Annotated in this window: 14 protein-coding genes and 2 pseudogenes; 10 read left to right on the top strand and 6 right to left on the bottom strand. The window is 64.7% G+C overall.

The features are described 5' to 3' along the window. Positions 1 to 55: 55 nt before the first annotated feature. From V1290_RS06360 to V1290_RS06350, 3 genes are read right to left on the bottom strand one after another with little or no spacing between them, the layout of a single operon-like run. The gene (locus V1290_RS06360) at positions 56 to 889 is read right to left on the bottom strand and encodes an ABC transporter ATP-binding protein (protein ID WP_334363570.1); all 834 of its coding nucleotides are present in this window, start codon (positions 887 to 889) and stop codon (positions 56 to 58) included. Further along, positions 886 to 2,217 carry a high-affinity branched-chain amino acid ABC transporter permease LivM gene (gene livM, locus V1290_RS06355; protein ID WP_334363569.1) on the bottom strand — a complete coding sequence of 444 codons (1,332 nt, stop codon included), beginning with the start codon at positions 2,215 to 2,217 and terminating at the stop codon, positions 886 to 888. Before livM ends, V1290_RS06360 begins: the two co-directional genes overlap by 4 nt. Further along, positions 2,217 to 3,134, bottom strand: a complete 918-nt coding sequence (locus V1290_RS06350) for an ABC transporter permease subunit (RefSeq protein ID WP_028349939.1) — start codon at positions 3,132 to 3,134, stop codon at positions 2,217 to 2,219. Before V1290_RS06350 ends, livM begins: the two co-directional genes overlap by 1 nt. Before the next feature lie 275 nt (positions 3,135 to 3,409). Here V1290_RS06350 and V1290_RS06345 point away from each other — a divergent pair, with 275 nt between their 5' ends. Then, complete coding sequence (locus V1290_RS06345; protein ID WP_171578229.1) at positions 3,410 to 3,571, top strand: hypothetical protein; 162 nt, start codon at positions 3,410 to 3,412, stop codon at positions 3,569 to 3,571. Between the two features lie 202 nt (positions 3,572 to 3,773). Here V1290_RS06345 and V1290_RS06340 read toward each other — a convergent pair whose 3' ends face one another. The 3 genes from V1290_RS06340 to V1290_RS06330 form a co-directional block, all read right to left on the bottom strand. Continuing rightward, positions 3,774 to 4,166, bottom strand: coding sequence for a carboxymuconolactone decarboxylase family protein (locus V1290_RS06340; protein WP_334363568.1), 393 nt, complete (start codon positions 4,164 to 4,166; stop codon positions 3,774 to 3,776). Positions 4,167 to 4,276: 110 nt separating this feature from the next. Further along, entirely contained in the window at positions 4,277 to 5,059 is a 783-nt protein-coding gene (gene pcaD, locus V1290_RS06335; RefSeq protein WP_334363567.1) for a 3-oxoadipate enol-lactonase, read from the bottom strand. A 17-nt stretch (positions 5,060 to 5,076) separates the two neighbouring features. Further along, positions 5,077 to 6,432 carry a 3-carboxy-cis,cis-muconate cycloisomerase gene (locus V1290_RS06330; RefSeq protein WP_334363565.1) on the bottom strand — a complete coding sequence of 452 codons (1,356 nt, stop codon included), beginning with the start codon at positions 6,430 to 6,432 and terminating at the stop codon, positions 5,077 to 5,079. A 167-nt stretch (positions 6,433 to 6,599) separates the two neighbouring features. Here V1290_RS06330 and V1290_RS06325 point away from each other — a divergent pair, with 167 nt between their 5' ends. From V1290_RS06325 to V1290_RS06285, 9 genes and pseudogenes are all read left to right on the top strand, one after another. Further along, complete coding sequence (locus V1290_RS06325; protein WP_334363563.1) at positions 6,600 to 7,046, top strand: CoxG family protein; 447 nt, start codon at positions 6,600 to 6,602, stop codon at positions 7,044 to 7,046. 203 nt (positions 7,047 to 7,249) lie between these two features. After that, the gene (locus V1290_RS06320; RefSeq protein ID WP_028349934.1) at positions 7,250 to 7,729 is read left to right on the top strand and encodes a (2Fe-2S)-binding protein; all 480 of its coding nucleotides are present in this window, start codon (positions 7,250 to 7,252) and stop codon (positions 7,727 to 7,729) included. 69 nt (positions 7,730 to 7,798) lie between these two features. After that, a complete protein-coding gene (locus V1290_RS06315) occupies positions 7,799 to 8,602 on the top strand; it encodes an FAD binding domain-containing protein (protein WP_334363561.1) in 804 nt (267 codons plus the stop codon). Positions 8,603 to 8,651: 49 nt separating this feature from the next. Next, positions 8,652 to 9,558 (top strand): annotated as a pseudogene (locus tag V1290_RS06310) (AAA family ATPase). Between the two features lie 62 nt (positions 9,559 to 9,620). Then, positions 9,621 to 10,831: pseudogene (locus V1290_RS06305) on the top strand (vWA domain-containing protein). A gap of 11 nt (positions 10,832 to 10,842) precedes the next feature. Then, positions 10,843 to 11,172 carry an XdhC family protein gene (locus tag V1290_RS06300; protein WP_025589337.1) on the top strand — a complete coding sequence of 110 codons (330 nt, stop codon included), beginning with the start codon at positions 10,843 to 10,845 and terminating at the stop codon, positions 11,170 to 11,172. Beyond that, the gene (locus V1290_RS06295; RefSeq protein ID WP_334363560.1) at positions 11,169 to 11,873 is read left to right on the top strand and encodes an XdhC family protein; all 705 of its coding nucleotides are present in this window, start codon (positions 11,169 to 11,171) and stop codon (positions 11,871 to 11,873) included. Before V1290_RS06300 ends, V1290_RS06295 begins: the two co-directional genes overlap by 4 nt. Then, positions 11,870 to 13,474, top strand: a complete 1,605-nt coding sequence (locus V1290_RS06290) for a molybdopterin-binding/glycosyltransferase family 2 protein (protein WP_334363559.1) — start codon at positions 11,870 to 11,872, stop codon at positions 13,472 to 13,474. Before V1290_RS06295 ends, V1290_RS06290 begins: the two co-directional genes overlap by 4 nt. A 238-nt stretch (positions 13,475 to 13,712) precedes the next feature. Continuing rightward, positions 13,713 to 14,102 carry a DUF4189 domain-containing protein gene (locus V1290_RS06285; protein WP_334368946.1) on the top strand — a complete coding sequence of 130 codons (390 nt, stop codon included), beginning with the start codon at positions 13,713 to 13,715 and terminating at the stop codon, positions 14,100 to 14,102. Positions 14,103 to 14,198: the final 96 nt, after the last annotated feature.

Below are 14,198 nucleotides of genomic sequence, written 5' to 3'. Positions count from 1 at the left end.
ACAGCGGAGCAGCGTTGCACGCTGCACCGCATCCGGGAAACGTGCAGCGCCTCGCTCACGTTCCGCTCTCCATCACCGCGATGGCTTCCTCCTCGTCGGCGCCGAGATAGGCCGCGATCACCTTGGGATCGTCGCGGATCTGGCGCGGCGTGCCTTCGGCGATCTTGATGCCGTGGTCCATCACCACGACGTGGTCGGAGATTTGCATCACCACGCTCATGTCGTGCTCGATCAAAAGGATCGAGGCGCCCTGGTCGGCGCGGATCGAGAGCAGCAATTCGCTTAAAGCAGCGCTTTCGCGCGCATTCAATCCCGCAGCCGGCTCGTCGAGGCAGAGTAGCGCAGGCTGGGTGCACATTGCGCGCGCGATCTCCAGGCGCCGCTGGTCGCCATAGGGCAGGTTGCCGGCGGCATCGTCGGCACGATCCAGAAGACCGATGCGGTCGAGCCAGGTCCGCGCCAGATCGATCGCGGCCTGTTCGGCGTGGTGCCAGGACGGCGCGCCGATCAGGCCGAGGAACGTCAACCCGGAAGCGCGCATCAACGCGTTGTGCTGTGCGACCATCAGGTTTTCCAGCGCCGTCATCCCGGGAAACAGGCGGATGTTCTGAAAGGTGCGCGCGACCTTGGCCAGTTTGGCAATCCGGAAATCGTTCAGCCGCTCGAGCCGGATGGCGCGGCCGTCATCATGGGTAAGGCCGATGGCGCCCGAGGTCGGCTTGTAGAAGCCGGTGATGCAGTTGAAGACGGTGGTCTTGCCGGCGCCGTTCGGCCCGATCAGCGCGGTGATCTTGCGCCGCTCGGCGTCGAAGGAGAGGTCGTTGACGGCGACGATGCCGCCGAAGCGCATCGACAGGCGATCAACGCAGAGAATCGGATCGCCGCTCATCCGTGTCCCTCCTTGACGAGGTCGGACGAGATCGCCTGGCTATGCTTGAGGAATACGGTCGGCGCGCGATGGCCGACCAGGCCACGCGGCCGCCAGATCATCAAGAGCACCATCGCCATGCCGAACACCAGCATGCGGTATTGGTCGAGCCCGCGGAACAGCTCGAAGCCGCCGATCATGGTGAGCGCCGCCAGTGCCACGCCGAGTTGCGAGCCCATGCCGCCCAGCACCACGATCGCCAGCACCAATGCCGATTCGTGGAAGGTGAAGGATTCCGGGCTGATGAAGCCTTGTCTTGTGGCGAAGAACGCGCCGGCAAGACCGCCGAACAACGCGCCCGTTGCAAATGCGGTCAGCTTGGTCGTGGTGGTGTTGATGCCGAGCGCGCGGCAGGCGACTTCGTCTTCGCGCAACGCTTCCCAAGCGCGGCCGAGGGGCAGGCGGCGCAGGCGGATCGTGACCCAGTTGGTGAGCAGCGCCAGCGCCAGGATAATGTAGAACAGAAATACGATGCGGTGCGTCGGCGAGAATTCGATGCCGAGCAGGGCCGCCAGCCCGTCATCGGCCGGCGTCAGCGGAATGCCGAACAGGGTCGGGCGGGGAATGCCGGTGACGCCGTTCGGCCCGCCGGTCAGGGTCTGCCAGTTGATCAGGACGAGGCGGATGATCTCGCCGAAGGCCAGCGTCACGATGGCAAGGTAATCGCCACGCAGCCGCAGCACAGGAAAGCCCAGCAGCACGCCCCAGAAGGCCGCCAGGATGCCGGCGAGCGGCAGGCAGATCCAGAACGACAGCCCGAAATTGGTGGCGAGCAGCGCGTAGGAATAGGCGCCGACCGCGTAGAACGCGACATAGCCCAGGTCGAGCAGGCCGGCGAGGCCGACCACCACGTTCAGCCCCCAGCCGAGCATCACATAGGTCAGCACGAGGATGGCGAGGTCGAGAATGTAGCGCTCATCGTAGAAGAGGACCGGCACCAGGAACGTGAACACCAGCAGCGCCGGCGCGACCAGGCGTCCTGCAAGCGACAGCGCGCTTTGCACCGAAGGTGGCACCACCCTGACGGCGTCGACCGGTCCCCACCATCGCCGCAGCAGCTCGACGAGGATGCTGCCGCCGAACACGGCTGCGACCATAACGGCGAGGTCGTCGAAGCGCGTCCAGTAGACCAACTGCCCCTGCGGGCCGGCCTCGGTGCGCACGCCGATCATCAGCGAAAACAGCACCAGCGCCACGAACGCGCTGATCAGCGCTTTCTTGAGGATGAAGGCGGCGCCAGGGGTGCGCGAGGTTTGGGCGGCGGGGGGTGCGCTCACGCTGCGGCCCATCAGACTTTTTCGACTTCAGGCCGGCCGAGCAGGCCGGTCGGAAGGAAGATCAGGACCACGATCAGGATCGAGAACGCGGCGACGTCCTTGTATTCGACCGAGAAATAGGCCGACCACAGCGTCTCGATCAGGCCGATCAGGAGACCACCGAGCATCGCCCCGGGCAGCGAGCCGATGCCGCCGAGCACGGCCGCGGTGAAGGCCTTGATGCCGGCGACGAAGCCCATGAAGAAATCGACGAGCCCGTAATAGAGCAGGTACATCATGCCGGCGACCGCAGCGAGCGCAGCGCCAATCACGAACGTCATGGAAATGGTGCGGTCGACGTCGACGCCGAGCAGGGAGGCCATGGTCTGGTCCTGTTCGCAGGCGCGCATGTCGCGGCCGAGCCGGGTGCTCGACACCAGCCAGGTGAACAGCGCGAGCAGCACGATCGTGGTGACGACGACGATGATCTGGATGTTGGAAAGCTGCACAACAAAGCCTTCAGAACCCTCATGCAGGGTATAGCCGCCGGTGATGATCGGCGGCACCGGTTTGACGCGTGCGCCCTGGGCGACCTGCGAATAATTGGTCAGCACGAATGACATGCCGATAGCCGAGAGCATCGGCGCCAGGCGGAACGAGTGCCGCAGCGGCCGGTAGGCGATGCGCTCCACCGTCCAGCCATAGAGCGCCGTGATCGCCATCGACACCAGCAGCACGACCAGGAGGATGAGCGGGATGGCGGTAAGCCCGAACGAGACCAGGATCAGGAAGGTGATCAAGGCGATGAAGCCGCCGATCATGAAAATATCGCCGTGGGCGAAATTGATCATGCCGACGATGCCGTAGACCATGGTGTAGCCGATGGCGATCAGGCCGTAGATCGAGCCGAGCACAAGGCCGTTGATTAGTTGCTGGGCGAAATAATCCATGCGCTGCCGTTTGTTGCATGAGGACGCGGCGAGAGCTCCGGCAGCCCATGACGACGCGTCGTGGCATTTTCTAACAGTGGGAACTGGGGGCGGCAACAGCGCCGGCTGCGGCTTATTTGGCTTGTACAGCGCTAGTTTTTGCGCAGGCGGTTCCGGCGCCACACTCCGGACACGGCATTGCCGTCCGATGATCCCACCGGAACCGCTGTTCCGCTGCAACCGACGCCGTGGCTCTCCGTTGGTTCGGGCTACGCCTCAACAACGGAGATCCCTCGATGAGCAAGATGAACCAGAACCCGGGCCAGCAGAACCAGAACCCGGGTCAGAAGCCCGGTCAGCAGCAGCAGGGCGGCGGCCAGAAGCCGGGCCAGCAGCAGCAGGATCCGGGCCGTCAGGGCCAGAAACCCAGTCAGGATCCACGGCAGATGCCAGAGTAGAAGGGCACATGCAGACAGAAAAGGCCCCACCGAAGAGGTGGGGCTTTTCTTTTTGTGCGTGGCGTTTCCGTGTCCCGGACGCGACGCAGCGCCCTTGGCGGTGCGCCGCAGAGCCGGGACCCAGATGCAGCCGCCTTGGGTCCCGGCTCTGCGTCGCGCCACTTCATGTCGCGCCGCGTCCGGGACACGGGATAGTGCCGGGCTAGCTCTTCAGCAAACCGAGTTCGGCGATGATCGCGTTCGCCTCCTTGACGGCGTGGTTGGCTGCCGGCACGCCGCAATAGATTGCCTGCTGGAGCAGGATTTCCTTGATGTCGTCCGGCGTGAAGCCGCCCTCAGTGAGCGCCGCGCGCACATGCAGGCGGAATTCATCCCACTGTCCCAGCGCCACCATGGTGCCGATCACGAGCACGCGGCGGGTGCGGTGGTCGAAATGCGGCCGGGTCCAGATGTCGCCCCAGGCATAGCGGGTGATCAGGTCCTGAAAATCGGTATTGAACGCGTTGCGGTTCTTGATCGACTTGTCGACCCATTCATCGCCGAGCACCTTGCGGCGCTGCGCCATGCCGTCGTCGCGGCGTTGGTTGTCGTCCATGGTAAGACCTCTCTCCGTCATTGCGAGGAGCGAAGCGACGAAGCAATCCACGTATCCGCAAGCGGTGAAATGGATTGCTTCGCTTCGCTCGCAATGACGTCTCTGGTTAGCTACCGTTGCGTCAGAAAACCGATCACCGCATCGGTGAAGGCGTGCGGTTGCTCGACATTCGAAATGTGCGCGGCATCGAGGATGGTCATGCTCGCGCCGGGAATCCGGCTGCGCATGAATTCGGCGTCGGCGACCGTCGTCGACATGTCGTGGCGGCCGGCGATCACCAGCGTCGGGCTCTTGATCTTGGGCAGCAGTTCGCGCTGGTCTAGCGTCGACAGCGCCTCGCAGCAGGCGATGTAGCCCTCGACCGGCGTGGTCAGCATCATCGCCTTCATGTTGGCGGCGATCTGCGGCTCGCGCTCACGAAAGTCCGCGGTCAGCCAGCCGGCAATAACGGTATCGGCCACCGCGGCGATGCCGCCTTCCTTCACCGCCTTGATGCGTTCGTGCCAGCGCGCCGGGTCCGGGTAATAGCAGGTGGTATTGGACAGGATGATCTTGCCGAACCTGTCGGGCGCGTTGGCGCCCAGCCATTGCCCGACCATGCCGCCCATCGACAAGCCGCACCAATGCGTTCGCGCGATGTTGAGATCGTCGAGGATCGCCAGCACGTCGCGGCCGAAACGTTCCAGCGAGTAGGGCCCGGGCGGCACGGTCGACTTGCCATGGCCGCGCCGGTCGTAGCGGATGACGCGGAACACCTGGGTGAGTGCCTTCATCTGCGGCTCCCACATCTGCATGGTCGAGCCCAGCGAGTTCGACAGCATCAGCGTCGGTCCGCCGTCGCGGCCTTCGACGGATACGTTGAGCAGGCAACCGTCGGCGTTGATCATCGGCATGGCAGTTCTCCGGCTTCTTATTTGTCGTCCAGCGAAGCGAGCAGGCGGTCGATCAGGGCTTGCGAAGCGCCCTGATAGGCCATCGGCTCGAACAGTTTTGCAATACTGTCGGCGCCGAGCTGTGCGGTGATCTTGGAATCCGCCGTCAGCACGTCGCGCAGATGCTTCTTCTCGTTGACCGCCTTCTTGCTCGCCGTCTCGATCAAGTGATGCGCGTCGCTCTTGCCGATCTTTTCGGCCAATGCCATGGCCACCGCTTCGGCCATGATCAGCCCGTCGGTCGCGTCGAGATTGGCGCGCATGCGCGCGGCATCGACTTCGAGCCCTTCCGCGATGTCCACGATGGCTGCAAGCGCACCTGATGTGACGAGCAATAGCGTCGGCAGCGTCGGCCATTCCGCGTGCCAGGGGCCGGCGCTGCGCTCGTGATCCTGCACCTGCGCTGCAAGGATGGTCGCCGCGAGATTGGGCGCCACGGTGGCGGCCGCGAGCGCGCTGGCTGCCGCCACCGGATTGCGCTTGTGCGGCATGGTGGAAGAGCCGCCGCGGCCTTCGCCCGAGGGCTCGAACGCTTCGCCGACATCGGTCTGCATCATCAGCGACACGTCGCGCGCGATCTTGCCGCAAGTGCCGGCGACGATGGCCAATACAGAAGCCGCTTCGGCGATGCGGTCGCGGTGGGTGTGCCAGGGCGCGTCCGGCAGCGGCAGGTTCAGTTCCTTGGCCAGCTTTTCCGCGACTGCTAATCCCTTGTCTCCAAGGGCTGCGAGTGTGCCGGCGGCGCCGCCGAATTGCAGGGCCAGCCCCTCGCTACGCACGCGCTGCAGGCGCAGCTTCGAGCGATGCAATGCAGCGGCATATTCGGCGAGCTTCAGTCCGAACGGCATCGGCAGCGCATGCTGCAGCCAGGTGCGGGCGACGACCGGCGTGTGGCGGTGCCGTCGCGCCAGTCCGGCAAAGCCTGCGATCGCGCCATCGATGTCGGCGAGCAGCGCATCGATGCCGGCACGAAGACCGAGCATGGCGGCGGTGTCGATGACGTCCTGGCTGGTCGCGCCCCAGTGCACATAGCGCGCGGCCGCCGCGTCCGATTTGGCGACATTTGCGGTCAGCGCCTTGACGAGGGGGATGGCGAGGTTGCCAGCCTTGGTCGCCGCGTCGGCCAATGCGGCGATGTCAAATGATTCGGCACGGCACGTGCTGGTAATCGGGTCGGCCGCGCTTGCCGGAATCACCCCGGCTGCAGCCTCGGCGCGCGCCAGCGCCGCCTCGAAATCCAGCATGTTCTGCAGGCTTGCCGTGTCGTCGCAGACGGCGCGCATCGCCGCGCTCGACAGCATCGGGGCAAGCAAGGGGGAGAGGGACGTGCTCATTGACGCGACCTAACCATTCCGGCCAGTCAATGCCAATGCCCCTTGTCGGGTTCGCGCCTGCTGCGGTTGCGAATATGCATCGCCCATTGCGTCGGCGGCCTTCCTTTTGGCCCGGGCGTGCTTTACTTGGGGACTATCAGATTGACGCGATCCAGGAGGGCACCCCCATGGCCATGACGATGAACGGCGAAGTCCAGCTTGCGGCGTCGCGCGAGGCCGTGTGGGCCAAACTGAACGACCCGGAAGTGCTGAAGGCCTGCATTCCCGGTTGCGAGGAGCTGGAAAAGACTGATGAAACCAGCTTCCGCGCCATCGCCAAAATGAAGGTCGGGCCGGTCTCCGCCCGCTTCAAGGGCAAGGTTATGCTGAGCGACCTCGACCCGCCCAACGGCTACAAGATCTCCGGCGAAGGCGAGGGCGGCGTTGCCGGCTTCGCCAAGGGCGGCGCCACGGTGGCGCTGACCGAAAAGGACGGCGGCACACTCTTGAGCTACAACGTCGAAGCGCAGATCGGCGGCAAGCTGGCCCAGCTCGGACAGCGCCTGATCAACGGCGCGGCCAAGAAGCTGGCCGACGAATTCTTCGCCAATTTCGGCAAGGCCGTACAAGGCTGATTCTGACGAGGCTGATTCTGGCGAGTCCAATCCCGCAAGCCCCGTCCGATAGCCCCGTCAAGTCACTCAGGCCATGCCCCAGAAGAGGGGCTCGTTGGGGCTCCTGAGGTTGCTCATTATCGGGATGGCCCATATTATGGGCCTTGGAATGACTATAAACGTCTGCGTTGCCCGCTCCGGCAGTGCGGCCCAAGAGAGTGGTGATGGCCAAGATTTCCCTGATCGTGAACGGTAATCCCGTAAACGCCAACGTCGATCCCCGTACCCTTCTGGTCCAGTTTCTGCGGGAAAATCTCCGGCTGACGGGCACCCATGTCGGCTGCGATACTTCGCAGTGCGGCGCCTGCGTCGTGCATCTCGACGGCAAGGCGGTCAAGTCCTGCACCACGCTCGCGGTGATGGCTGACGGCCATGAGGTCAAGACCATCGAGGGCCTGGCGCCCGACGGCGCGCCGCTGCACCCGATGCAGGAAGCTTTTCGCGAGCATCACGGATTGCAGTGCGGCTTTTGCACGCCTGGCATGATCATGACCGCGGTCGATCTGGTCAACCGCAAGGGCCACGACCTTTCGGACCATGTCATCCGCGAGGAGCTCGAAGGCAATCTGTGCCGCTGCACCGGCTATCAGAATATCGTGACCTCGATCGCCGCCGGCGCCAAGGCCATGGCCAAATCCGCTTAACCGACATGCCCGCTTAATCGACAAGTCCGCCTAATCGATTTCTTCGCGAGTAGCGATCAGGAAGTTCTCATGTACGAATTCAAATATCATCGGCCGGCGACCGTACGGCAGGCCGCCAATCTCCTGGTGAAGAACGAAGACGCCAAGGTGATCGCCGGCGGCCACACGCTGGTGCCGGTCATGAAGCAGCGGCTTGCCAGCCCGCCGCATCTGGTCGATCTCTCGCACATCGAAGGGCTCGATGCGATCGAGATGAAGGGCCGTTCGCTGGTGATCGGCGCGACCGCCAAGCATGCCGATGTCGCGACGTCGCCGATCGTCGGCGAAGCCATTCCGGCGCTCGCCGAACTCGCCGGCGGAATCGGCGACCCCGCAGTGCGTCACAAGGGCACGCTCGGCGGCTCGCTCGCCAATAACGACCCGACGGCGGATTATCCCGCCGCAGTTCTCGCGCTCGGCGCCACCATCGTCACCAACAAGCGCCGGCTGAAGGCGGAGGAATTCTTCCAGGGCCTGTTCACGACGGCGCTGGAAAGCGACGAGATCATCACCAAGGTAATGTTCCCGCTGCCGAAGAAGGCGGCTTACGTCAAATTCCGCAACCAGGCCTCGCGTTATGCGCTGGTCGGCGTGTTCGTCGCCAGGCGCCCGTCCGACGTGCGCGTCGCCGTCACCGGCGCCGGCTCGGAAGGCGTATTCCGCGCCACCCAGTTCGAGGAAGCGCTGAAGAAGCGTTTCTCGCACAAGGTACTCGACGGTATTTCGGCATCGCCCGAAGGCCTGAACAGCGATCTACACGGCAGCGCTGAATATCGCGCGCATCTGATCGGCGTGCTGACGCGCCGCGCCGTCGAAGCCGCGACGGCGAAGTAGGCTTGCCGGTTATTTTGCCGATTTCCGGCGCATCAAGATTGGCCATCGCATGAGTGCATCGACGCTACCCAAATCCGTCGATGGGATGCTGGAGCTATTGACTTCGCGCGGCTATCTCGCGGAGCGGTCGCTGGCGACGGTCGCCTATCTGTCGCTGCGCATGGGTCGGCCCCTGTTTCTCGAAGGCGAAGCCGGCGTCGGCAAGACCGAAATCGCAAAGGTCCTGTCGGCGGCGCTCGGGCGCAAGCTGATCCGCCTGCAGTGCTATGAGGGGCTCGACGTCGCCTCCGCGGTCTACGAGTGGAGCAGCGCGGCGCAGATGATCGCAATCCGCCTGGCGGAGGCTGCCGGCGATACCGATCGCGAGCAATTGTCGTCGGATATTTTCGCTGAACGTTTCCTGATCAAGCGTCCGCTGCTGCAGGCGTTGGAACCTGACGTTGCAGGCGCTCCGGTGCTGCTGATCGACGAACTCGACCGCGCCGACGAGGCGTTCGAGGCGTATCTCCTCGAAATTCTCAGCGACTTCCAGGTCACGATCCCCGAGTTTGGCACCATCAGGGCGCCGCATCCGCCGATCGTCATCATCACCTCGAACCGCACCCGCGAGATCCACGACGCGCTGAAACGCCGCTGCCTCTATCACTGGGTGGATTACCCCGAGGCCGAGCGCGAGCTTGCGATCGTCAAGTCGCGCGTGCCGGGCATTTCCGCAAAGCTGTCGCAGCAGGTCGTTCACTTCGTGCAGGCGCTGCGCGAGCAGGATTTTTACAAGTCGCCGTGGTGTTGCCGAGACCATCGACTGGGCCACCGCGCTGACCGAGCTCGACGCCCGCTCGCTGACGCCGCAACTGGTCGGCGACACGCTCGGCGCGCTGCTGAAATACCAGGACGACATCGCGCGCATGCAGGGCGATACGCTGCAAAAGGTTTTGAAGGACGCGACGAGCGATTAGCAGTCATTCCGGGGCGCGCCTCTTGGCGCGAGCCCGGAATGACGGCAGAGGTTAGTTGCACCATGACCACCATCGACCACCTCAATCCCCCGACCGGCCACATGGCCGACAACGTCGTCGGCTTCGGCCGCGCGCTACGCGCTGCCGGGATTCCCGTGGGTCCCGGCGCCGTGATCGACGCCCTCGACGCGCTGCAGGCGATCGAGATCGGCAACCGTGCCGATGTCTACGCCACGCTGGAAGCGATCTTCGTCAAGCGCCACGAGCATATGCTGATCTTCGCGCAGGCCTTCGACCTGTTCTTCCGCGCCGCCGAGGACTGGAAGTAAAGCACATGCTGGATTCGGTGCCGTTGCCCGATCACGCCAAAAAGAAGCCGCCGCCGGCCTCGCGCCGCGTGCAGGAGGCGTTGGCGCAGCCGTCGGCGCGCGATGACGTACCGCAGGTCCAGGAGCAGGAACTGCGGCTGTCGGTCTCCGACAAGGAGATCCTGCAGAAGAAGGACTTTGCCCAGATGAGCGCGGCCGAGATCGCGGAAGTGACCCGCGCCATTGCCAACATGAAGCTGCCGCAGGCCGAGCTTCGCACCCGCCGCTATCAGCCCGATACAAAAGGCCTGCGGCTCGACATGCGCCGAACCTTGCGCAGCAGTCTCCGCACCGGCGGCGAGATCATCGATATCCGAAAGCTCGGCCGGATCGAGAAGCCGGCGCCGATCGTGGCGCTGCTCGATATATCCGGCTCCATGAGCGAATATACCCGCCTGTTTCTGCATTTCCTCCATGCCATCACCGACGCGCGCAAGCGTGTCTCGGTGTTTCTGTTCGGCACGCGACTCACCAACGTGACGCGGGCGCTGCGGGCGCGTGATCCCGACGAAGCCTTGGCGAGCTGTTCGTCTTCGGTGGAAGACTGGGCCGGCGGCACCCGCATCGCTACCTCGCTGCACTCCTTCAACAAATTGTGGGGTCGCCGCGTGCTCGGGCAGGGCGCCATCGTGCTCTTGATCTCCGACGGGCTGGAGCGCGAGGCGGATGCCAAGCTCGCCTTCGAGATGGACCGGCTGCACCGGTCCTGCCGCCGCCTGATCTGGCTCAACCCGTTGCTGCGCTACAGCGGATTCGAGGCCAAGGCGCAGGGCATCAAAATGATGCTGCCGCACGTTGACGAATTCCGCCCGGTGCATAACTTGACCTCGATGGAAGGGCTGATCGAGGCGCTTTCGGCGCCGCCCCCGCCGCACCACATGAGCCGCATCCGCTCAGCAGCTTGAAAGGGCATCCCATGCTCAATCGCGACGAAGACATTCTGCAGGCCGCCGAAAACTGGCAGAAGGCGGGACACGGTGTTGCACTGGCGACCGTGGTCGAGACCTGGGGCTCGGCCCCGAGGCCGGCCGGCTCCAGCCTCGTCATCAACGACGATGGCACGTTCTTGGGCTCGGTTTCCGGCGGCTGCGTCGAAGGCGCCGTCGTCACCGAGGCGCTCGACGTGATCGCCAGCGGCAAGCCCAAAATGCTCGAATTCGGCGTTGCCGACGAGACCGCCTGGAATGTCGGGTTGTCCTGCGGCGGCACCATCCGTGTGTTCGTTGAAAAGGTGGGGCAGTCGTGAAGCTGGAAACCCTCACTCAGGTCAATGCCGAGCGCGCCGCGCGCCGCCCGGTCATCGTGGTCACCGATGTCGCCAATGGCGATCAGCGGCTCGTGAAGGCCAAGGACATCGCGACCGATCCGCTGAGCGCCGAGCTTTCAAAACAGCTCCGCATGGGCAAGAGCGGTATGGTCGAGACCGGCGGCAAGAAGCTGTTCCTCAACGTTTATGCGCCGACCGCCCGACTTGTCATTGTCGGCGCAGTCCATATCAGCCAGGCGCTGGCGCCGCTCGCCCGCTCGCTTGACTACGACGTGACGGTGGTGGATCCGCGCACCGCGTTTGCAAGCCCCGAGCGCTTTCCCGATGTGCCGCTGATCGCGGAATGGCCCGATGTGGCGCTGCCGCCGCTCAACATCGATCACTACACCGCGTTCGTCGCGCTGACCCATGATCCGAAGATCGACGACCCGGCGCTGCTGCACGCGTTCGAGCGCGACTGCTTCTATATCGGCGCGCTCGGCTCGCGAAAGACCCACGCCAAGCGCGCCGATCGGCTGAAGGCGCAGGGCGCATCCGACGCTGACATTGCGCGCATCCATGCGCCGATCGGCCTTTCGATCGGCGCGGTGTCGCCCTCGGAGATCGCGGTCGCGATCATGGCCGAGGTCACCGCCGAGCTGCGGCTGCCGAAAGAAACCGCGAAGGTGCAGGCGGCATGAAGTTCGGTCCCGCCAGTCCGGCCGATGCGATTGGCGGCGTCACCGTGCATACGCTGCGGCAGGGGCCGCTGGTGCTGAAGAAAGGCACCACGATCGGGCCTGCCGAAGTCGAGGCGCTCGACAAGGCAGGTGTCAAGGAAATCGTCGTGGTGCGGCTGGAGGAGGGCGACGTCTCCGAAGACGAAGCCGCCGCCAGCATCGCGCAGGCCGTCGCGGGCGAGGGCGTCAATGTCGAGCGCGCCTTTACCGGCCGCGCCAATCTGTTCGCAGCACAGGCCGGCGTCTTGGTGGTCGACCGCGCCGCGGTCGACCGCATCAACGGCGTCGACGAAGCCATCACCTTCGCCACGCTGTCGGCCTTCAAGCCGGTGGTCGAAGGCGAGATGATCGCGACGGTAAAACTGATTCCGTTCGGGGTCGAGGCAAAGCTGCGCGATGCGGCCGTGGCCGCCGCAGGCCGCGATGTGCTGCGGATTGCGCCCTACGTCGTCAAGCGGGTCGGCGTGGTCTCGACGCTACTGCCAGGGCTCTCGCCAAAAGTCATCGACAAGACCCTGCGGGTGACGGCGGAGCGGCTGGCGCCGGCCGGTGCCAGCATCATTGCCGAACGGCGCGTGCCGCATGACGAGGCGGCGCTGGCTTCCTCGATCAAGGAATTGCTCGGCCTCGGCGCCGAGCTCGTCATCGTGTTCGGCGCGTCCGCCATCGCCGACCGCCGCGACGTGATTCCGGCCGCGATCAGCGAAATCGGCGGCGCGATCGAGCATTTCGGCATGCCGGTCGATCCCGGCAATCTGCTGCTGATCGGCAGCGCCGGCAGCGTGCCGGTGCTGGGCGCGCCGGGCTGCGCACGTTCGCCGGTCGAAAACGGCTTTGACTGGGTGCTGATGCGGCTTCTCGCCGGGCTGAAGGTCACGCGCGCTGAAATCACCGGCCTCGGCGTCGGCGGCCTGTTGATGGAAATCGTGACAAGGCCGCAGCCGCGCACGGTTGCCGATTCCGAAGCCAACCGCAATGTGACCGCGATCGTGCTTGCCGCCGGCCGCTCGACCCGCATGGGCGGCCCCAACAAGCTCTTGGCTGAAATCGACGGCAAGAAGCTGGTGCGCATCGTCGCCGAGCAGGCGCTGGCCTCGAAGGCAACGGATGTGATCGTCGTTACCGGCCACCAGGCCGAATTGGTCGAGCAGGCCTTGGCAGGCCTCAATGTAAAGTTCGTCCGCAACCCGGATTTCGCCGGTGGGCTGGCCTCATCGGTGAAGGCCGGCATCGCCGCGGTGCCCGACAGCGCCGACGGCGCCATCGTCTGCCTCGGCGACATGCCGCTGATCTCGGCAAAACTGATCGACCAGTTGATCGAGACGTTTGCGCCGGACCGCGGGCACCTGATCGCCGTCCCCGTCAGCGACGGCCGCCGCGGCAATCCCGTGCTGTGGTCGCGCCGCTTCTTCAAGGAACTGATGACGCTGGACGGCGACGTCGGCGCCCGTCACCTGATCGCCAAGCACACGGAGGCCGTCGCCGAAGTGCCGGTCGAGGGTCAAAGCGCGTTTCTCGACATCGACACGCCGCAGGCGCTGGAGGCGGCGCGGCGGTCGTAAAGCAACCACCGCTGTCGTCCCGGCTTCGAGCCGGGATCCATAACCACCGCTGCCGATTGTTGCGACGAGCTGGGGCCACAGCCTAGCCCCAACACGTCATCCTGTGGTTATGGATCCTCAGCGTTCGCCGGGACGACGACGTGGATAGACTGACGCTTCCATTCTCAATCAACCGTTCACCAAGTGGAAACTCCCTCCGGCTTAGATTCTACCCGTTACCTCGGGGGAGGGGATTTTGATTGTTTCGACTGTCGCGGCACAGCGCCGCGCGCTGTTTGTCGTTGCATTGACACTGATACTGGCCGTCTCGAGCTACATCACCAAGACATGGGCGGCCGGCGCGGTTGCGATCGGCAAGTGCGGCGCTTACGGCAAGGCCTATGATTATGCCGCCGAGGCCGACGCGCGCACCGCGGCGCTGAAGCAGTGCGAGGGCACCTGCACCGCGGTCACCATGAAACGCGCCTGCGCTGCGTTCGCCGTCGACATGACCAATCCCTGCGGTCCCCACGGCTATGCGGTGAAGCCCAAAATTTCGAGCTCGCTCAACGCCGCGACAAAGAAGTGCTACGAATTCGGCGGCAAGGAATGCGTCATCCGCGCTTGGGCCTGCGACGCCAAGGGGTGATCTCGTCATTCCGGGGCGATGCGAAGCATCGAACCCGGAATCTCGATATAATTAGTGCGAGATTCCGGATCTGCGCCTGTCGGCGCAGCCCGGAAT

This window comes from Bradyrhizobium sp. AZCC 1578, from assembly GCF_036924675.1.
GTDB lineage: Bacteria > Pseudomonadota > Alphaproteobacteria > Rhizobiales > Xanthobacteraceae > Bradyrhizobium.
This window is presented reverse-complemented; position numbering and strand designations above follow the sequence as displayed.

Bases quoted from the DNA above. Each gene is read 5' to 3' on its own strand.
- V1290_RS06360 (WP_334363570.1), bottom strand. From the start codon at position 889: ATGAGCGGCGATCCGATTCTCTGCGTTGATCGCCTGTCGATGCGCTTC.
- livM (WP_334363569.1), bottom strand. From the start codon at position 2,217: ATGGGCCGCAGCGTGAGCGCACCCCCCGCCGCCCAAACCTCGCGCACC.
- V1290_RS06350 (WP_028349939.1), bottom strand. From the start codon at position 3,134: ATGGATTATTTCGCCCAGCAACTAATCAACGGCCTTGTGCTCGGCTCG.
- V1290_RS06345 (WP_171578229.1), top strand. From the start codon at position 3,410: ATGAGCAAGATGAACCAGAACCCGGGCCAGCAGAACCAGAACCCGGGT.
- V1290_RS06340 (WP_334363568.1), bottom strand. From the start codon at position 4,166: ATGGACGACAACCAACGCCGCGACGACGGCATGGCGCAGCGCCGCAAG.
- pcaD (WP_334363567.1), bottom strand. From the start codon at position 5,059: ATGCCGATGATCAACGCCGACGGTTGCCTGCTCAACGTATCCGTCGAA.
- V1290_RS06330 (WP_334363565.1), bottom strand. From the start codon at position 6,432: ATGAGCACGTCCCTCTCCCCCTTGCTTGCCCCGATGCTGTCGAGCGCG.
- V1290_RS06325 (WP_334363563.1), top strand. From the start codon at position 6,600: ATGGCCATGACGATGAACGGCGAAGTCCAGCTTGCGGCGTCGCGCGAG.
- V1290_RS06320 (WP_028349934.1), top strand. From the start codon at position 7,250: ATGGCCAAGATTTCCCTGATCGTGAACGGTAATCCCGTAAACGCCAAC.
- V1290_RS06315 (WP_334363561.1), top strand. From the start codon at position 7,799: ATGTACGAATTCAAATATCATCGGCCGGCGACCGTACGGCAGGCCGCC.
- V1290_RS06300 (WP_025589337.1), top strand. From the start codon at position 10,843: ATGCTCAATCGCGACGAAGACATTCTGCAGGCCGCCGAAAACTGGCAG.
- V1290_RS06290 (WP_334363559.1), top strand. From the start codon at position 11,870: ATGAAGTTCGGTCCCGCCAGTCCGGCCGATGCGATTGGCGGCGTCACC.